The sequence below is a fragment of the Streptomyces sp. NPDC020884 genome (assembly GCF_044333935.1).
Classification (GTDB): Bacteria; Actinomycetota; Actinomycetes; order Streptomycetales; family Streptomycetaceae; genus Streptomyces.
In genome coordinates, this window is the sequence record NZ_JBIRRY010000001.1 from 203,134 (window position 1) to 219,705 (window position 16,572).

The following is a 16,572-nucleotide window of genomic DNA, read 5'->3' on the forward strand; positions in this document are numbered from 1 at the left end:
GGCCCTGCGGTGAACGAACTGCCGCAACAGCTGGCCAATGGACTCATCCTCGGCGCGATGTACGGTCTCATCGCGATCGGTTACACGATGGTCTACGGAATCATCCAGCTCATCAACTTCGCGCACGGCGAGATCTTCATGATCGGGGGCTTCGGAGCCCTCACGGTCTACCTCGGGCTTCCGTCCGGATTCTCCCTCATAGCCGCGATACCCCTCATGATCGTCGGCGGCGTCATCTCCGCCGTCGCCATCAGCATGGCCGCCGAACGCTTCGCTTACCGGCCCCTGCGCGGCGGGCCACGACTGGCACCACTCATCACCGCCATCGGGCTCTCCCTCGCCCTCCAGCAAGCGGTATGGATGTGGTACCCCAACGCGACGAAGGATCGTTCCTTCCCCCAGTTCGAAGGCGAATCCTTCGACGTCCTCGGCGCCACCATCCAGCGCGGCGACATCTTCGTCCTCGTCGCGGCCCCCCTGTGCATGCTCGCCCTCGGCTTCTTCGTCTCCAAGACACGAGCCGGCCGGGGCATGCAGGCCACCTCGCAGGACCCCGACACCGCCAAGCTCATGGGCATCAACACCGACCGCATCATCGTCATGGCCTTCGCCATCGGTGCCGCGTTCGCCGCCGTCGCCGCCGTCGCCTACGGGCTCAAGAACGGCCAGATCGGCTTCCGCATGGGCTTCATCATGGGCCTCAAGGCCTTCACCGCAGCCGTCCTCGGCGGCATCGGCAACATCTACGGCGCCATGCTCGGCGGCATCGTCCTCGGCGTCGCCGAAGCCCTCGCCACCGGCTACATGAGCGAAGTCCCCGGCATGGAACTCTTCGGCGGCGGCGCCTGGAAGGACGTATGGGCCTTCGCCCTCCTCATCATCGTCCTCCTCGTACGCCCCCAGGGCCTGCTCGGCGAACGCGTCGCGGATCGGGCGTGATGACCATGACCACCAAGACCACACCCACCAACAGCGCCCTCATCGCGCTGCCCGCCGCCCGCCACCTCACCACCGCCGGCGCGGCCATCGCCCTCATCGGCACCTTCCTCGCCTGGACCTGGACCGCCGAGTTCCCCGGCGACCTCACCGTCACCGGCTACCCCGGCGGCCTCCAGGTCCTCACCCTCGTCGGCGCCGTCCTCACCCTCCTCTTCGCCCTCTCGGGCTACGGGATCAAGGGCCTCGGCTGGCTCACCCCGGGCGGCGCCAACAGCCCCGTCCGGCTCGCCGCACTCGGCGTCCTCGGCACCACCGGCTTCACCATCGGCGCCATCGCCGTCAAGCTCGGCGGCGTCGTCAACCTGGAACCCGGAGCCTGGGTCAGCCTCACCGGCGCCATCATCGCCACCGTCGCCGCCCTCGGTCTCCCCAACGACCAGGAACTCGACGACACCACCCGCCCCACCCCGCTCAACCGGCTCGTCAACAGCCTCCGGGCCCCCGCGCCCACCCGCGCCAAGGAACTCCCCAACTGGGCCGAGATCCTCATCATCGCCGGAGCCTTCGGCGTCGCCCTCTACGTCTTCACGTACGGCATCGACACCGAGTACGCCGAACTCTTCCTCGGCTACATCATCAGCGTCGCGTTCGGCTTCACCGCGCTCACCCGGGCCGGACTCATCGCCCGGATCACCCGGCTGACCACCAAGCACCGCAACGTCACCCTGGTCGCCGCGCTCGTCGCCGCGTTCTGCTTCCCCTTCACCCAGCAGAACGAGCAGTACGCCCTCATCGGCGCGAACATCCTCATCTTCGCGACCGTCGCACTCGGCCTCAACGTCGTCGTCGGCCTCGCCGGCCTCCTCGACCTCGGATACGTCGCCTTCCTCGGCGTCGGCGCCTACGCCGCCGCCCTGGTCTCCGGCTCCCCGCTGTCCCCCGTCGGCGTCCAGTTCCCCTTCTGGGCCGCCGTCCTCACCGGCGCCGCAGCCTCACTCGTCTTCGGCGTCGTCATCGGCGCCCCGACCCTGCGACTGCGCGGCGACTACCTCGCCATCGTCACCCTCGGATTCGGTGAGATCTTCCGGCTCACCGTCAACGCCCTCAACGGCGTCAGCGGCCCCGACCTCACCAACGGCTCCCAGGGCATCCCGAGCATCCCCGACCTCAACCTCTTCGGCTTCGACTTCGGCATCAGCCACGACATCGCCGGGTTCACCCTCGGCAGGTCGGCCAACTACTACCTGCTGATGCTCGTCTTCACCGCCGTCGTCGTCCTGGTCTTCCGACGCTCCGGAGAATCCCGCATCGGCCGCGCCTGGGTCGCCATCCGCGAGGACGAGACCGCAGCCACCGCCATGGGCATCAACGCCTTCCGGCTCAAGCTGCTCGCCTTCGCCCTCGGCGCGACCCTGGCCGGACTCGCCGGCACCGTCCAGGCCCACGTCTCCTACACCGTGACGCCCGAGCAGTACCAGTTCGCCGGCTCCGTGCCTCCCAACTCCGCCTTCCTCCTCGCCGCCGTCATCCTCGGCGGCATGGGAACCCTCAGCGGACCCCTCGTCGGCGCCGCGCTGCTCTACCTCATCCCGGCCAAGCTGCAGTTCATGCAGGACTACCAGCTCTTCCTCTTCGGCATCGCGCTCATCCTCCTGATGCGCTTCCGCCCCGAGGGACTCGTCGCCGACCGCAGGAAGCAGCTCGAGTTCCACGAGACCGGCCAACTCGACGTCCCACCGGACGTCCCACTCACCGACCAGGCCGCCGGCATCACGAAGGCGGGGGCGTGATCACATGACCACCGAAACGACCACCCCGGCCACCACCACGGTCCTCGACGCCAGCGGCGTCACCATGCGATTCGGCGGACTCACCGCCGTACGCAACGTCGACCTCACCGTCAACAGCGGCGAGATCGTCGGTCTCATCGGCCCCAACGGCGCCGGCAAGACCACCTTCTTCAACTGCCTCACCGGCCTCTACATCCCCACCGAGGGCAAGGTCAGCTACAAGGGCACGGTCCTGCCGCCCAAGCCCCACCTCGTCACCAAGGCCGGCATCGCCCGCACCTTCCAGAACATCCGGCTCTTCTCCAACATGACCGTCCTGGAGAACGTCCTCGTCGGACGCCACACCCGGACCAAGGAAGGCCTCTGGTCGGCCCTCCTGCGCCTCCCCGGCTACCACAAGGCAGAAGACGCCAGCCGCGAACGCGCCATGGAACTCCTGGAGTTCATCGGCCTCCAGGACAAGGCCGACCACCTCGCGCGCAACCTCCCCTACGGAGACCAGCGCAAGCTGGAGATCGCCCGCGCCCTCGCCAGCGACCCCGGACTCCTCCTCCTGGACGAGCCCACCGCCGGCATGAACCCCCAGGAAACCCGCGTCACCGAAGAGCTCATCTTCGCCATCCGGGACCAGGGCATCGCCGTCCTCGTCATCGAGCACGACATGCGGTTCATCTTCAACCTCTGCGACCGCGTCGCCTGCCTCGTCCAGGGCGAGAAACTGGTCGAAGGCACCCCCGGCGACGTCCAGGCGGACGAACGCGTCGTCGCCGCCTACCTCGGCACCCCCTTCGAAGGCGCCCCCGGCGCCGAAGAGGTCGCCGAGGTCGAAGCAGCCGAAGCGGAAGCCGCGGCCCACGCCACTCCGGCCCCTGCCACCGGCACCGCGAAGGACACCACGCCCGACACCACCAGCACCGATGAGGAGGGCACCCGATGACCGCACTGCTAGAGGTCGAAGACCTCCGGGTCGCCTACGGCAAGATCGAAGCCGTCAAGGGAATCTCCTTCACCGTCGACGCCGGCCAGGTCGTCACCCTCATCGGCACCAACGGCGCGGGCAAGACCACCACCCTGCGCACCCTCTCCGGGCTGCTCAAGCCGCTCGGCGGCCGCATCCTCTTCGAGGGCAAGCCGCTGGCCGACATCCCCGCCCACAAGATCGTCTCCCTCGGCATCGCCCACTCCCCCGAGGGACGCCACATCTTCCCCCGGCTGACGATCACCGAGAACCTCCTCCTCGGCGCCTACCTCCGCAACGACAAGGCAGGCATCGAGAAGGACGTCCAGCGCGCCTACGACCTCTTCCCCATCCTCGGGGAACGCCGGAAGCAGGCCGCGGGCACCCTCTCGGGCGGCGAACAGCAGATGCTCGCCATGGGACGGGCCATGATGTCCCAGCCCAAGCTGCTCATGCTCGACGAGCCCTCCATGGGGCTCTCCCCGATCATGATGCAGAAGATCATGGAGACCATCGTCGAGCTCAAGGCGTCGGGCACCACGATCCTGCTCGTCGAGCAGAACGCCCAGGCCGCCCTGTCCCTCGCGGACCACGGCCACGTCATGGAGGTCGGCAAGATCGTCCTCTCCGGCGCGGGCTCGGACCTGCTCCACGACGAGTCGGTCCGCAAGGCCTACCTCGGCGAGGACTGACGTCCCTGCCGTACGCGAGAGGCCCGCACTCCCGATCTTCCGGGGTGCGGGCCTCTCGCGTGACCTCTCGTCGTCGCGTACGCGGCTACTCGGCCGACTTCTTCTTCTCCTCGGCGTCCTCGATCAGCGCCTCCGCCAGCTGCTGCATCGACATCCGGCGGTCCATCGACGTCTTCTGGATCCACCGGAAGGCGGCCGGCTCGGAGAGCCCGTAATCCGTCTGCAGAATGCTCTTCGCCCGGTCCACCAGCTTCCGGGTCTCCAGCCGCAGCGAGAGGTCCGCGATCTCGCTCTCCAGCGCCTTCAGCTCCGCGAACCGGGAGACGGCCATCTCGATGGCCGGCACCACGTCGCTCTTGCTGAACGGCTTCACCAGATACGCCATCGCCCCGGCGTCCCGAGCCCGCTCGACGAGGTCGCGCTGCGAGAACGCGGTAAGCATCAGGACCGGGGCGATGGACTCCTCGGCGATCTTCTCGGCGGCCGAGATGCCGTCGAGGACCGGCATCTTCACGTCCAGGATGACCAGGTCCGGCTTGTGCTCCCGGGCCAGCTCGACGGCCCGCTGCCCGTCGCCCGCCTCACCGACGACGGAGTAGCCCTCCTCCTCCAGCATCTCCTTGAGGTCGAGGCGGATGAGCGCCTCGTCCTCGGCGATGACGACGCGGGTCGTCAGCGGCGGGACGTGCGACTTGTCGTCGTCGGCGGCGTCTACGGGCTGGGGCGACTCGGGGGTGGTCACGGGGCTCCTTGTTATGGGGCAGATACTGCTGCCACGAGCCTACCTAGCTCCTGTAAGGTAGTGACGCGCAGGGCAGCAATGACCCTTCCTTTCTAAGGCCCCAGTACTCCAACTGGTTAGAGAGGCCGCTCTCAAACAGCGGACAGTGTGGGTTCGAATCCCACCTGGGGCACTTTTCCTTGGATTCCAAGGCGTAGGGCGATTCAGCTAACTTCACTTGATCTGAGTACTCGCGTGCCATTCCGCGCCGGACCGTCTCGTGCGCGACGAAACTCGGCAGCACGTACGACGTGGGAACCCATGAGCGAGCTCTTCAGCGACACTCTCACCGCCGTGGGCGTCGCGTGGACGACCCTGGCCCGTGGCAACGATCCGTTCAACATCTCCGTAGCCCGACGGGCATCCGTCGCCCTCATGGATGCGCACGTCGGGCCGAAATACTGAGCCGCCCTACTTCGGGCTGTCGTCCTCGCCGATGTGGTGGACGCGGACCAGGTTCGTCGAGCCCGCGACGCCGGGCGGGGAGCCGGCCGTGATGACCACGACGTCGCCCTTCGCGCAGCGGCCGATGCGCAGGAGTTCCTCGTCGACCTGGGCGACCATCGCGTCGGTGGAGTCGACCTTCGGGCCGAGGAAGGTCTCGACGCCCCAGGTGAGGTTGAGCTGGGCGCGGGTGGCCTCGTCGGGGGTGAAGGCGAGGAGCGGGATGGGTGAGCGGTAGCGGGAGAGGCGCTTGACCGTGTCGCCGCTCTGGGTGAAGGCGACGAGGAACTTCGCGCCGAGGAAGTCGCCCATCTCGGCGGCGGCCCTCGCGACGGCGCCGCCCTGGGTGCGGGGCTTGTTGCGCTCGGTGAGGGGCGGGAGGCCCTTGGCGAGGAGGTCTTCCTCGGCGGCCTCGACGATGCGGGACATGGTGCGCACGGTCTCGATGGGGTATTTGCCGACGCTGGTCTCGCCGGAGAGCATGACCGCGTCGGTGCCGTCGATGATGGCGTTGGCGACGTCGGAGGCTTCCGCGCGGGTGGGGCGGGAGTTGTCGATCATCGAGTCGAGCATCTGGGTGGCGACGATGACCGGTTTGGCGTTGCGCTTGGCGAGCTTGATCGCGCGCTTCTGGACGATCGGGACCTGTTCCAGGGGCATTTCGACGCCGAGGTCGCCGCGGGCGACCATGATGCCGTCGAAGGCGGCCACGATGTCGTCGATGTTGTCGACGGCCTGGGGCTTCTCGACCTTGGCGATGACGGGGAGGCGGCGGCCCTCTTCGTCCATGATGCGGTGGACGTCGTCGATGTCGCGCCCGGTCCGGACGAAGGAGAGGGCGATGATGTCGGCGCCGATGCGCAGGGCCCAGCGGAGGTCGTCGATGTCCTTCTCGGAGAGGGCGGGGACGGAGACGGCGACGCCGGGGAGGTTGAGCCCCTTGTTGTCGGAGACCATGCCGCCTTCGATGACGGTGGTGTGGACGCGGGGGCCGTCGACGCCGGTGACTTCGAGGGTGACGCGGCCGTCGTCGACGAGGATGCGCTCGCCGCTGGTGACGTCGGCGGCGAGGCCGTCGTAGGTGGTGCCGCAGATGTCGCCGGTGCCCTGGCCTTCGAGGGGTTCGACGGTGATGGTGAAGGTGTCGCCGCGTTCAAGGAGTACGGGGCCTTCACGGAAGCGTCCGAGGCGGATCTTCGGGCCTTGAAGGTCGGCGAGGATGCCGACGCTGCGGCCGGTCTCCTCGGACGCTTTGCGCACGTGGTGGTAGCGCTCTTCGTGTTCGGCGTAGCTGCCGTGGCTGAGGTTGAAGCGGGCGATGTCCATTCCCGCTTCGACCAGGGCTTTGATCTGGTCATATGTGTCGGTTGCGGGTCCCAGGGTACAAACGATTTTCGCTCTGCGCATGGTTCGAGCCTAAACCTTACCTACGGGTAGGTATTTGGCTCCGCATGACACCTCAACAACCTTTGGATGAAGGGTTATTGACAAGTGTTGAATTGTGCGGCGGGGTGCTCTGATGAGCGTTTATCCGAGGTTCGGCGGGACGAGCGTGAAGGAGGCCTCGACCTGGGCGTCGACGGTCTGGCGTACGGGTTCGAGGTCGACGGGTGCGGCGTCGGCCGCCGCTTCCGTGCCGGCGCCGCCGTAGGACACGGCCTGGGAGGAGAAGGCGGCGCGGGCCATGAAGGGGCTGCCCTGGGTGCCGGTGTCGCTGAGTTCGAGGAGGGCGCCGATGCGGGTGTCGAGGGCTTCGGCGTATTCGCGGGCGCGTTGCAGGGCCCCCTGGACGGCTTGGCGGCGGGCGGCGGCGTGGTGGGGGGAGGTGGGGCGCAGGGCCCACCAGGGGCCGTCGAGGCGGGTGAGGTCCTGGTCGGCGAGGCGGGTGACGAGTTCGCCGAGGGTGGTGAAGTCGTTGAGGGTGGCGGTGAGTTGGATGCTGCCGTGGTAGGCGCGGATGCGTTCCGCGCGGCCGTGGCGGGTGAGTTCGGGGCGGATGGTGAGGGTGCCGGTCTCCAGTTTTTCGACCGTGTCGCCGTAGCTCTTGATGAGGTCGAGGGTGGTGGCGTTGCGGCGGGTGAGGTCGTCGAGGGTGGTGCGGCGGTCGGTTCCGCGGGCGGTGAGGGTGAGGGTGATGTGGGCGATTTCGGGGTCGACTTCGAGGTGGGCTTCGCCGCGGACGGTGACGCGGGGGGTGGCGGGGGTTCCGTAGGGGTGGTGGGTTGCGGGGGTGGGGGTTTCGGTCATGCGTTCACTGTGGCACGGGGGGGTGGCGTGTCGTGGTGTGTGTCGCGTGGTCATCAGATCGAAACCTGGGTGGGGTGTTGTGCGGGGTGGTGGCTGGGCCAGAATCTACGCGCGTTGCCCTACTGAACGAGGAGTGAAGAGATGCCGTTGAACCGTAGGACGTTTCTGGGCCGTTCGGCTGCTGCCGGTGCGGGTGTGGCGATGGCGGGCGGGGCGGTCGCGGGGTCGGCCGGGGCGGCGGAGGCGAAGGGGCACGGCCACGGTCACGGGCGGCCGGCCAAGCGGTACTCGTTCACGGTGATGGGCACGACCGATCTGCACGGGAACGTCTTCAACTGGGACTACTTCACGGACAAGGAGTACGACGACTCCGCCCACAACGATGTCGGTCTGGCGAAGATCTCGACGCTGGTGGACCAGGTGCGCCGGGAGAAGGGCCGCCGGAACACGCTGTTGATCGACGCCGGTGACACGATTCAGGGCACGCAGTTGTCGTACTACTACGCGAAGGTCGACCCGATCACGGCTCGTCGTGGTCCGGTGCATCCGATGGCGCAGGCGATGAACGTGATCGGTTACGACGCGGCGGCGCTCGGGAACCACGAGTTCAACTACGGCATTCCGGTGCTGCGGAAGTTCGAGGAGCAGTGCGACTTTCCGCTGCTGGGGGCGAACGCGCTGGATGCGAAGACGTTGCGGCCGGCGTTCGCTCCGTATGTCATCAAGCGGATGCGCACGCCGTGCGGGCGTGATGTGCGGGTGGCGGTGCTGGGGCTGACGAATCCGGGTATCGCGATCTGGGACAAGGCGAACGTGGGCGGGAAGATGGTGTTCCCGGGGCTGGAGGAGCAGGCGGCGAAGTGGGTGCCGAAGCTTCGGTCGATGGGTGCGGACGTGGTGCTGGTCTCCGCGCATTCGGGGTCTTCGGGGACGTCGTCGTGGGGGGACCAGTTGCCGTACGTGGAGAACGCGGCGGCGCTGGTGGCGGAGCAGGTGCCGGGGATCGACGCGATCTTGGTGGGGCACGCGCATGTGGAGATCGCCGAGCACTTCGTGACGAACAAGGAGACGGGGAAGCAGGTCGTGCTCTCGGAGCCGGCGAAGTGGGGTCAGCGGCTGACCTTGTTCGACTTCGATCTGGTGTGGGAGAAGGGCCGCTGGACGGTGGAGAAGGCGGGTTCGCGGGTGCTGAACTCCAATACCGTGCCGGAGGACCGGAAGGTCACGTCGCTGCTGCGGTCGGAGCACCGCAAGGTGGTGGAGTACGTCAACCAGGTCATCGGTACGTCGGTGGTGGCGATGTCGACGGCGGACGCGCCGTGGAAGGACGAGCCGATCATCGATCTGATCAATCAGGTGCAGACGGAGACGGTGCAGGCGGCCCTGGCGGGTGGGGAGTACGCGGCGCTGCCGGTGCTGTCGCAGGCCTCGTGCTTCTCCCGGACGGCGGGGATTCCGGCCGGCGAGGTGACGATCAAGGATGCGGCGGGGCTGTATCCGTTCGAGAACACGCTGGAGGCGCGGCTGCTCACGGGTGCACAGTTGAAGGACTATCTGGAGTATTCGGCGCGGTATTACGTGCAGACCCCGGCGGGTGGTCCGGTGGACACGGCGAAGCTGACGAATGCGGACGGAATTCCGGATTACAACTATGACGCCGTGTCGGGCGTGACGTATGACATCGATATCGCGAAGCCGGTGGGTTCGCGGATCGTGGGGTTGTCGTTCGAGGGGAAGGCGATCGATCCGGCGGCGCGGTTCGTGTTCGCGGTGAACAACTACCGGGCGAGCGGTGGGGGGAATTTCCCGCATGTGCCGGGTGCCGAGCAGTTGTGGGCGAATTCGGACGAGATCCGGAACACGATGATCGGGTGGGTGCGGGAGAAGGGGTCGGTGGATCCGGCGGCGTTCGCTTCGGTGGGGTGGCGTCTGACGCGTGATGGGGCGCCGGTGTTCCCGTAGTCCTTGTCCGGTGTGTCGGTGGCCCGGGGCTCTGTTGTTCGGAGTCCCGGGCCGCTCTGCGTTCCGGGGCGGTCAGATGGATTGGCTGAGGGGGACGAGGGCGGGGGCCTGGGCGGGGATTCTGGGGGGTTGGGGGGCGAGGCCGAAGGTGGTGAAGGCGGTGCGGTCGGGGAGGGGGTAGGGGTTGGCGCCGGTGAGGTTGTTGAGGATGGTGGCGCTGCGCCAGGCGGCGAGTCCGAGGTCGGGGGCGCCGACTCCGTGGGTGTGGCGTTCGGCGTTCTGTACGTAGACGTGTCCGGTGACGGAGCGGTCGAGGATCAGGCGGTACTGGTCGTCGATGCGGGGGCGGTGGGAGGTGTCGCGGCTGAGGTAGGGGTCGAGGCCGCCGAGGATGGCGTCGAGGGGGCGTTCGCGGTAGCCGGTGGCGAGGATGACGGCGTCGGTGGTGAGGCGGGAGCGGGTGCCTTGCTGGGTGTGTTCGAGGTGGAGTTCGACGCGGGTGTTGGCGACGCGGCCGGCGGTGCGGACGTGGACGCCGGGGGTGAGGGTGGTGTCGGGCCAGCCGCCGTGGAGGGTGCGGCGGTAGAGCTCGTCGTGGATGGCGGCGATGGTGTCGGCGTCGATGCCTTTGTGGAGTTGCCATTGGCGGGGGACGAGTTCGTCGCGGGCGGATTCGGGGAGCGCGTGGAAGTAGCGGCTGTAGTCGGGGGTGAAGTGTTCGAGGCCGAGTTTGGAGTACTCCATGGGGGCGAAGGCCTCGGTGCGTGCGAGCCAGTGGATCTTCTCGGCGCCTTCGGGGCGGGCGCGCAGGAGGTCGAGGAAGATCTCGGCGCCGGACTGGCCGGATCCGATGACGGTGATGTGTTCGGCGGTGAGGAGCCGTTCGCGGTGGCGGAGGTAGTCGGCGGAGTGGAGTACGGGGACGGACTCGGCTTCGGCGAGAGGCTTGAGGGGTTCGGGGACGAAGGGTTCGGTGCCGATGCCCAGGGCGATGTGGCGGGTGTAGGCGCGGCCCAGGGCTTCGGCTTCGCCGTCGTGGTCGAGTTGGGTGAAGTCGACTTCGAAGAGGGCGCGGTCGGTGTTCCAGCGGACGGCGTCGACCTGGTGGCTGAAGTGGAGGTCGGGGAGCTGTTCGCTGACCCAGCGGCAGTAGGCGTCGTATTCGGCTCGTTGGATGTGGAAGCGCTCGGCGAAGTAGAAGGGGAAGAGCCGGTCGCGGGTGCGGAGGTAGTTGAGGAAGCTCCAGGGGCTGGAGGGGTCGGCGAGGGTGACGAGGTCGGCGAGGAAGGGGACTTGGAGGCTGGCGCCGTCGAGGAGGAGGCCGGGGTGCCAGTGGAAGGCGGGGCGTTGTTCGTAGAAGGTCGCGGCGAGGGGGCGGGGGTCGTCGGGCGCTGCGGGGATGGCGTGGGCGAGCGCGGCGAGGGAGAGGTTGAAGGGGCCGATGCCGATGCCGACGAGGTCGTGTGGCTGGTCGGGTTCGGGGGCGGGCCGGTCGGTCATCGCGGGGTGTCGCCTTCCGTGGGGTGAGGAGTGGGGTGGGGTGTCGCGTCGGCGGGGGCCGGTGCGGCCGGGTGGGTGAGCAGGTCGGCGGTGGTGCGGGTGACGAGGTCGAGGAGGGCTTGGAGGTCCTCGGGGGTGGTGTGGGGGTTGAGGAGGGTCGCCTTGAGCCAGAGGCGGTCCTCGGCGCGGGCGCGGCCGAGGACGGCGTGGCCGCGTTGGAGGAGGGTGCGGCGGACGGTGGCGACGGTGTGGTCGTCGGCTCCGGTGGGGCGGAAGAGGACGGTGCTGATGGTGGGGCGGTCGTAGAGGTCGAGGGTGGGGGTGCGGGTGATGAGGTCGGCGAGGTGGTGGGCGCCGGCGAGGGTGCGGTCGAGGAGGTCGGCGAGTCCGGTGCGGCCGAGCGCCTGGAGGGTGACGGCGATCTTGAGGGCGTCGGGGCGGCGGGTGGTGCGCAGGGAGCGGCCGAGGAGGTCGGGGAGGCCGGCTTCGGTGTCGTCGTCGGCGTTGAGGTAGGGGGCGTGGTGGTGCAGGGGGGTGAGGTGGTGGTGTTCGGGTACGGCGAGGAGGCCGGCGGACGCGGGCTGCCAGCCGAGTTTGTGCAGGTCGAGGGTGACGCTGTGGGCGCGGTCGAGGCCGCGGAGGAGGGGGCGGTGGGTGGGGCTGAAGAGGAGGGGCCCGCCGTAGGCGGCGTCGATGTGGAGTTCGGCGCGGTGGGTGGTGCAGAGGTCGGCGATGGCGTCGAGGGGGTCGATCTCGCCGGTGTCGGTGGTTCCGGCGGTGGCGATGACGAGGAGGGGGCGGTGCAGTTCGGTGAGGGCGTCGTCGAGGGCGGCGAGGTCGAGCGTTCCGGTGGGGGCGGGTACGACGACGGGTTCGGGGAGGCCGAGGAGCCAGGCGGCGCGGGCGATGCTGTGGTGGGCGTTGGCGCCGCAGATGGTCTGTACGGGTCCGTGGCGTTCGCGGGCGAGGAGCAGGGCGAGTTGGTTGGCCTCGGTGCCGCCGGTGGTGATGACGGCGTCGGGTGAGGGGGTGTGCGGGTAGATCTCGGCGGCCAGGGCGCTGGTGAGGTCGGCTTCGAGGGCGGAGGCGGCCGGAGCCTGGTCCCAGGAGTCCATGGAGGGGTTGAGGGCGCTGGCGGCGAGGTCGGCGGCAGCGGCCAGGGCGAGGGGCGGGGTGTGCAGGTGGGCGGCGCAGTGGGGGTGGGCGGGGTCGGCCGCACCCGCGGCGAGGGCGGTGACGAGGGAGCGCAGGGCGTGGTGGGGGCCGGTGCCGTGGTCGGGGATCAGGGGGTGGGTGGCGGTGCGGGTGCGGGGGGTGACGGTGTCGGGCCCGCCGGCGGGGAGGGGCCCGCCGCGGAGGGCCGCTCCGTCGTGGAGGGCGGTGAGGACGGTGTCGATGAGGGGGCGCAGGGCGGCGGGGCCTGCGGTGCCTCCGGCGAGGGGCGGCGGGGTGGGCATGGGTGGGGTGGTCCTTCGGGGGCGCGGGGGTGGACGTGCCAGCTTGTCCCGGGTTTCGGGTGGCGCGGCCGAAGAGCCCAACGATCTGAACTCGAAAGGGGTACTGGCGGCCGGTGTGGCCCGGTTGGGGAGGGACCGGATGGTATGGGTGTGCGGGCGTTGAATGGGCGTGCGGGGGTGGGGGCGGACGGGACGGGGACGGGCGACGCGTTGGGATGCGGTGGTGTCGGCGCTGACGCTGACGGGGGTGGCGCGGCCTTGGACCAGGCGCTGGCGGTGGCGGGCCTGGTGCCGGAGCGCTCACGGTGGCCGCGGCCTTGGTGCCGGAGCCGGCGCTCACGGGGGTGGCGGCCCTGGTTCCGGAGCGCTCACGGGGGTGGCGGCCTTGGTGCCGGAGGCGGCGCTCGCGGCCGTCGCCGCCCTAGTGCCGAACCCGGCGCTCACAGTGGCCGCGGACCGGGTGCCGGAGCTAGCGCTCACGGCCGTCGCGGCCCTGGACCCGGAACCGGCGCTCACGGCAGTCGCCGCCCTAGTGCCGAACCCGGCGCTCACAGTGGCCGCGGACCGGGTGCCGGAGCTAGCGCTCACGGCCGTCGCGGCCCTGGACGCGGAACCGGCACTCGCGGTCGTGATGGGGCCGGCGGTGGCAGGGTCCTGGCCGGGGCGGATGGATCCGTACGGCGGCACTGCTGCGGAGCTGCCGGGCTCGGGCGCGTACGGCGGAGTGGACGGTGTCGTGCGCAGTGCGCGATGCCCGGTGCCAAGTGCCCGGTGCACGGGCGGTACCGGGTGGCGAAGGGCAGGAGCCGCGCGGTGAGCGGCAGCCCCGTGCGGGTCTGGACGAGGCGGCCCTCTCTCGTACCGGCCGGCCGTGCTGCGCCGTGCGCCGGGCTGGTGACGCCTGGCGGGGGGAGGTTTGGGCGGCCGCGCCCGCTGTGGGCCGACCCGGGGGTTGGCGGTGCTGCTGCGGGTGGCCCCGGGGGCGACGCCCCGGACGGCGACAGCCGTGTCGGGGGTGGCAGCGGTGGCGGCTGGTTGGTTCTCGTGCCGCCCGTGGTGCGTGTAGCCGGTGGTCCGTACGGCCGTGGGGGTGGGGCCCGGGTCCTCGTCCCCTCCCCCGCGGCCGTACGCGTCGGGTCAGCCGGTCGGGGTGGTGGCCGTGCGTACCGCGAGGGCGCGGCGGAGGTCGTCGAGTTGGTCGACGAGCTTGCGGCGCAGGGCGGGGGTGAGGGCCGGGTCTTCCAGGGCTCGGGCGCCGGTGGCGAGGCTCTCGGGGTCCACCGCGTACGCGGGGAAGGCGTAGCGTCCGGCGGCCTCGGCGATGGCGGGGCCGCGGCGGGCGGCGAGTGCGGTGGCCTCCGGGTAGAAGCGGGGCACGTACCCGGCGAGGAGCTCTTCCTGGCCGGGCTGCCAGAAGCCCTGGGCGGTGGCCGTGAAGAGGTAGTTGGACAGGCTGTCGTCGGTGAACAGCGCGGTCCAGGCGGCGGCCTTGGCCTCGGGGGTGGGCAGGGCGGCGCGGCAGCGGGCGGCCCCCTCGCGGCCGGTGGCGCTGGGGTCGGCCTCGAGGGCTGCGGCGATGGCGGTCTCGTCGGTGGCGCCGAGAACGGCGAGGCGGGTGAGGATGCGCCAGCGCAGCTCGGGGTCGAGCTCGGGTCCGCCGTGGACGGTGCCTTCGTCGAGCCAGCTGAGCAGGGTGTCGGGCTGGGTGGCGGCGTCGATGAAGTGGCGTACGGCGATGAGGCGCAGGCCGGGCTGTGAGCCGTCCTCGGTGCGGCGGATGAGGTCGCGGCAGAGGTCGGTGAGGGTGGCGAGGGCGGCCGGGCGGTCTTCGGGGGTGACGTAGCGGGCGGCGATCTGGCCGACGGCGAAGGTGAGGACGCCCTGGACGAGGGCGAGGTCGCTCTCGTGCGGGAGGTGGGTGCGGGCGGTCGCGAGGTAGGCGGCGGGGTCGAGGTCGCCGTCGCGGACCATGTCGCGGGCGGTGTTCCAGACGACGGCCCGGGTGAGCGCGTCGGGGATGCCGGACAGGCCGGTCAGGACGGTGTCCCAGGAGGCGGTGTCCAGGCGCACCTTGGCGTACGTGAGGTCGCCGTCGTTGAGGACGACGAGGGCGGGGCGGCGGCCGGGGCGGACGACGGGCTCCCCGTCGCCGGGTACGTCGATCTCGAAGCGGTCGCGCAGGGCGAGGTGGCCGGGGCCCGCCTGGGTGTTGAGGGCGTGGTCGTAGGCGCCGACGGTGATCCGGTGGGGGCGGGAGCCGTCCCGGGTGACGGTGAGGGACCAGGACTGTCCGGTGGCGGTGCCGGTGGGCTCGGTGGGCCCGGCGGCGCCGATGCCGGCGGTGAGGGTGTCGATGCCGGTGGTGCGCAGCCACTGCCGGGCCCAGGCGTGGACGTCGCGGTCGGTGGCGGAGGCGAGGTTGTCGATGAAGTCGGCGAGGGTGGCGTTGGCGAACTTGTGCCGGGCGAAGTGGGCGTTGATGCCGGCCAGGAAGTCCTTCTCGCCGAGCCAGGCGACGAGTTGGCGCAGCGCGGAGGCGCCCTTGGCGTAGCTGATGCCGTCGAAGTTGAGGAGGGCGGACGCGGTGTCGGGGACGGCGTCGGGGTCCGGGGCGACGGGGTGGGTGGAGGGGCGCTGGTCGGCGTCGTAGCCCCAGCCCTTGCGGGCGACGCCGAAGTCGACCCAGGTGTCGGTGAAGCCGGTCGCTTCGGTGAGCGTCTGGTAGCCCATGTACTCGGCGAAGGACTCGTTCAGCCAGATGTCGTCCCACCAGGTCAGGGTGACAAGGTCGCCGAACCACATGTGGGCCATCTCGTGGGCGATGACCATGGCGCGGGTCTGGCGCTCGGTGTCGGTGACGGCGGAGCGGTAGACGAATTCGTCGCGGAAGGTGACGAGTCCGGGGTTCTCCATGGCGCCCGCGTTGAACTCCGGGACGAAGGCCTGGTCGTAGGAGTCGAACGGGTAGGGCTCGTCGAACTTCTCGTGGTAGCGGTCGTAGCAGGCGCGGGTGATGTCGAGGATCTCGTCGGCGTCGGCGTCCAGATGGGGCGCGAGGGAGCGACGGCAGTGGATGCCGAAGGGCAGTCCGGCGTGCTCGGTGGTGATGGAGTGCCAGGGGCCTGCGGCGACCGCGACGAGGTAGGTGGAGATGGGGGGCGTGGGGGCGATGCTCCAGCGGCCCTCCCCCGTGGGTTCGGCGACGCCGTTGCCGAGGACGGTCCAGCCTTCGGGGGCGGTGACGTCGATGGCGAAGACGGACTTCAGGTCCGGCTGGTCGAAGGCGGCGAAGACGCGTTGCACGTCCTCCATGAACAGCTGGGTGTAGAGGTAGGTCTCGCCGTCGGTCGGGTCGGTGAAGCGGTGCATGCCCTCGCCGGTGCGCGAGTAGTGCATCGCGGCGTCGACGTGCAGCTCGTGGGAGCCGGCGCCGAGCCCGGTGAGGGGGTAGCGGTTGCCGTCGAGGAGGGCGGGGTCCAGGGACTGTCCGTCGAGGCTGATCGAGCGCAGGGTGGCGGGCTTGACCTCGACGAAGGTGTCTCCGGCCGCGTGGGCGGTGAACCGGATGACGGTGCGGGAGTCGAAGGTCTCCTCGCCGGTGGTGAGGTCGAGGGCGATCGTGTACCGCTCCACGTCGAGGATCTGGGCTCGGGTCTGCGCTTCGTCGCGCGTCAGTACGGACATGGACCCATGCTGCCGTACGGGGGACGGCGGGCGCAGCGGGGTTCTCCCTGGGCGGACGGGACGTCTCGCGGGGACGCTGGGCGCGGGCGCCGGGCGGGGCTCGGGGCCGGTGGGGCCG

12 protein-coding genes, 1 tRNA gene and 1 pseudogene are annotated in these 16,572 nt (G+C 70.1%); 8 read left to right on the plus strand and 6 right to left on the minus strand.

What is annotated here, in order from left to right; translation table 11 throughout:
- The first annotated feature begins 9 nt into the window (after positions 1-9).
- From ACH4UK_RS00945 to ACH4UK_RS00960, 4 genes are read left to right on the plus strand one after another with little or no spacing between them, the layout of a single operon-like run.
- The gene (locus ACH4UK_RS00945) at positions 10-939 is read left to right on the plus strand and encodes a branched-chain amino acid ABC transporter permease (RefSeq protein WP_398353959.1); all 930 of its coding nucleotides are present in this window, start codon (positions 10-12) and stop codon (positions 937-939) included.
- Between the two features lie 5 nt (positions 940-944).
- The gene (locus ACH4UK_RS00950; protein ID WP_398354906.1) at positions 945-2,729 is read left to right on the plus strand and encodes a branched-chain amino acid ABC transporter permease; all 1,785 of its coding nucleotides are present in this window, start codon (positions 945-947) and stop codon (positions 2,727-2,729) included.
- Positions 2,730-2,733: 4 nt separating this feature from the next.
- A complete protein-coding gene (locus ACH4UK_RS00955) occupies positions 2,734-3,666 on the plus strand; it encodes an ABC transporter ATP-binding protein (protein ID WP_398353960.1) in 933 nt (310 codons plus the stop codon).
- The gene (locus tag ACH4UK_RS00960) at positions 3,663-4,379 is read left to right on the plus strand and encodes an ABC transporter ATP-binding protein (protein WP_398353961.1); all 717 of its coding nucleotides are present in this window, start codon (positions 3,663-3,665) and stop codon (positions 4,377-4,379) included. The genes ACH4UK_RS00955 and ACH4UK_RS00960 overlap by 4 nt, the downstream gene beginning before the upstream one ends.
- An 85-nt stretch (positions 4,380-4,464) precedes the next feature.
- On the opposite strand, the gene ACH4UK_RS00965 is transcribed toward ACH4UK_RS00960, so the two are convergent.
- Entirely contained in the window at positions 4,465-5,121 is a 657-nt protein-coding gene (locus tag ACH4UK_RS00965; RefSeq protein WP_398353962.1) for an ANTAR domain-containing response regulator, read from the minus strand.
- A gap of 97 nt (positions 5,122-5,218) precedes the next feature.
- Between ACH4UK_RS00965 and ACH4UK_RS00970 the strand changes: the two genes are divergently transcribed.
- Together ACH4UK_RS00970 and ACH4UK_RS00975 are read left to right on the plus strand one after the other, a co-directional pair.
- Positions 5,219-5,293, plus strand: a tRNA-Leu gene (locus ACH4UK_RS00970).
- Positions 5,294-5,430: 137 nt separating this feature from the next.
- Positions 5,431-5,565: pseudogene (locus tag ACH4UK_RS00975) on the plus strand (transcriptional regulator); the annotation flags it as partial.
- A gap of 6 nt (positions 5,566-5,571) precedes the next feature.
- Here ACH4UK_RS00975 and pyk read toward each other — a convergent pair.
- Together pyk and ACH4UK_RS00985 are read right to left on the minus strand one after the other, a co-directional pair.
- Complete coding sequence (gene pyk / locus ACH4UK_RS00980) at positions 5,572-7,011, minus strand: pyruvate kinase (protein WP_398353963.1); 1,440 nt, start codon at positions 7,009-7,011, stop codon at positions 5,572-5,574.
- Positions 7,012-7,131: 120 nt separating this feature from the next.
- Complete coding sequence (locus tag ACH4UK_RS00985) at positions 7,132-7,851, minus strand: SIMPL domain-containing protein (RefSeq protein ID WP_398353964.1); 720 nt, start codon at positions 7,849-7,851, stop codon at positions 7,132-7,134.
- Positions 7,852-7,992: 141 nt separating this feature from the next.
- On the opposite strand from ACH4UK_RS00985, the gene ACH4UK_RS00990 reads away from it, so the two are divergent.
- Positions 7,993-9,813 (plus strand): bifunctional metallophosphatase/5'-nucleotidase, encoded by a 1,821-nt coding sequence (locus ACH4UK_RS00990; RefSeq protein ID WP_398353965.1) that lies wholly within the window; start codon positions 7,993-7,995, stop codon positions 9,811-9,813.
- Positions 9,814-9,885: 72 nt separating this feature from the next.
- Here ACH4UK_RS00990 and ACH4UK_RS00995 read toward each other — a convergent pair whose 3' ends face one another.
- Both ACH4UK_RS00995 and ACH4UK_RS01000 read right to left on the minus strand, forming a co-directional pair.
- Positions 9,886-11,313 carry a lysine N(6)-hydroxylase/L-ornithine N(5)-oxygenase family protein gene (locus ACH4UK_RS00995; RefSeq protein ID WP_398353966.1) on the minus strand — a complete coding sequence of 476 codons (1,428 nt, stop codon included), beginning with the start codon at positions 11,311-11,313 and terminating at the stop codon, positions 9,886-9,888.
- The gene (locus tag ACH4UK_RS01000) at positions 11,310-12,770 is read right to left on the minus strand and encodes a pyridoxal phosphate-dependent decarboxylase family protein (RefSeq protein ID WP_398353967.1); all 1,461 of its coding nucleotides are present in this window, start codon (positions 12,768-12,770) and stop codon (positions 11,310-11,312) included. The genes ACH4UK_RS00995 and ACH4UK_RS01000 overlap by 4 nt, the downstream gene beginning before the upstream one ends.
- A gap of 376 nt (positions 12,771-13,146) precedes the next feature.
- On the opposite strand from ACH4UK_RS01000, the gene ACH4UK_RS01005 reads away from it, so the two are divergent.
- Complete coding sequence (locus ACH4UK_RS01005; protein ID WP_398353968.1) at positions 13,147-13,587, plus strand: hypothetical protein; 441 nt, start codon at positions 13,147-13,149, stop codon at positions 13,585-13,587.
- 320 nt (positions 13,588-13,907) lie between these two features.
- On the opposite strand, the gene pepN is transcribed toward ACH4UK_RS01005, so the two are convergent.
- Positions 13,908-16,454, minus strand: coding sequence for an aminopeptidase N (pepN, locus tag ACH4UK_RS01010; RefSeq protein WP_398353969.1), 2,547 nt, complete (start codon positions 16,452-16,454; stop codon positions 13,908-13,910).
- Positions 16,455-16,572 lie beyond the last annotated feature (118 nt).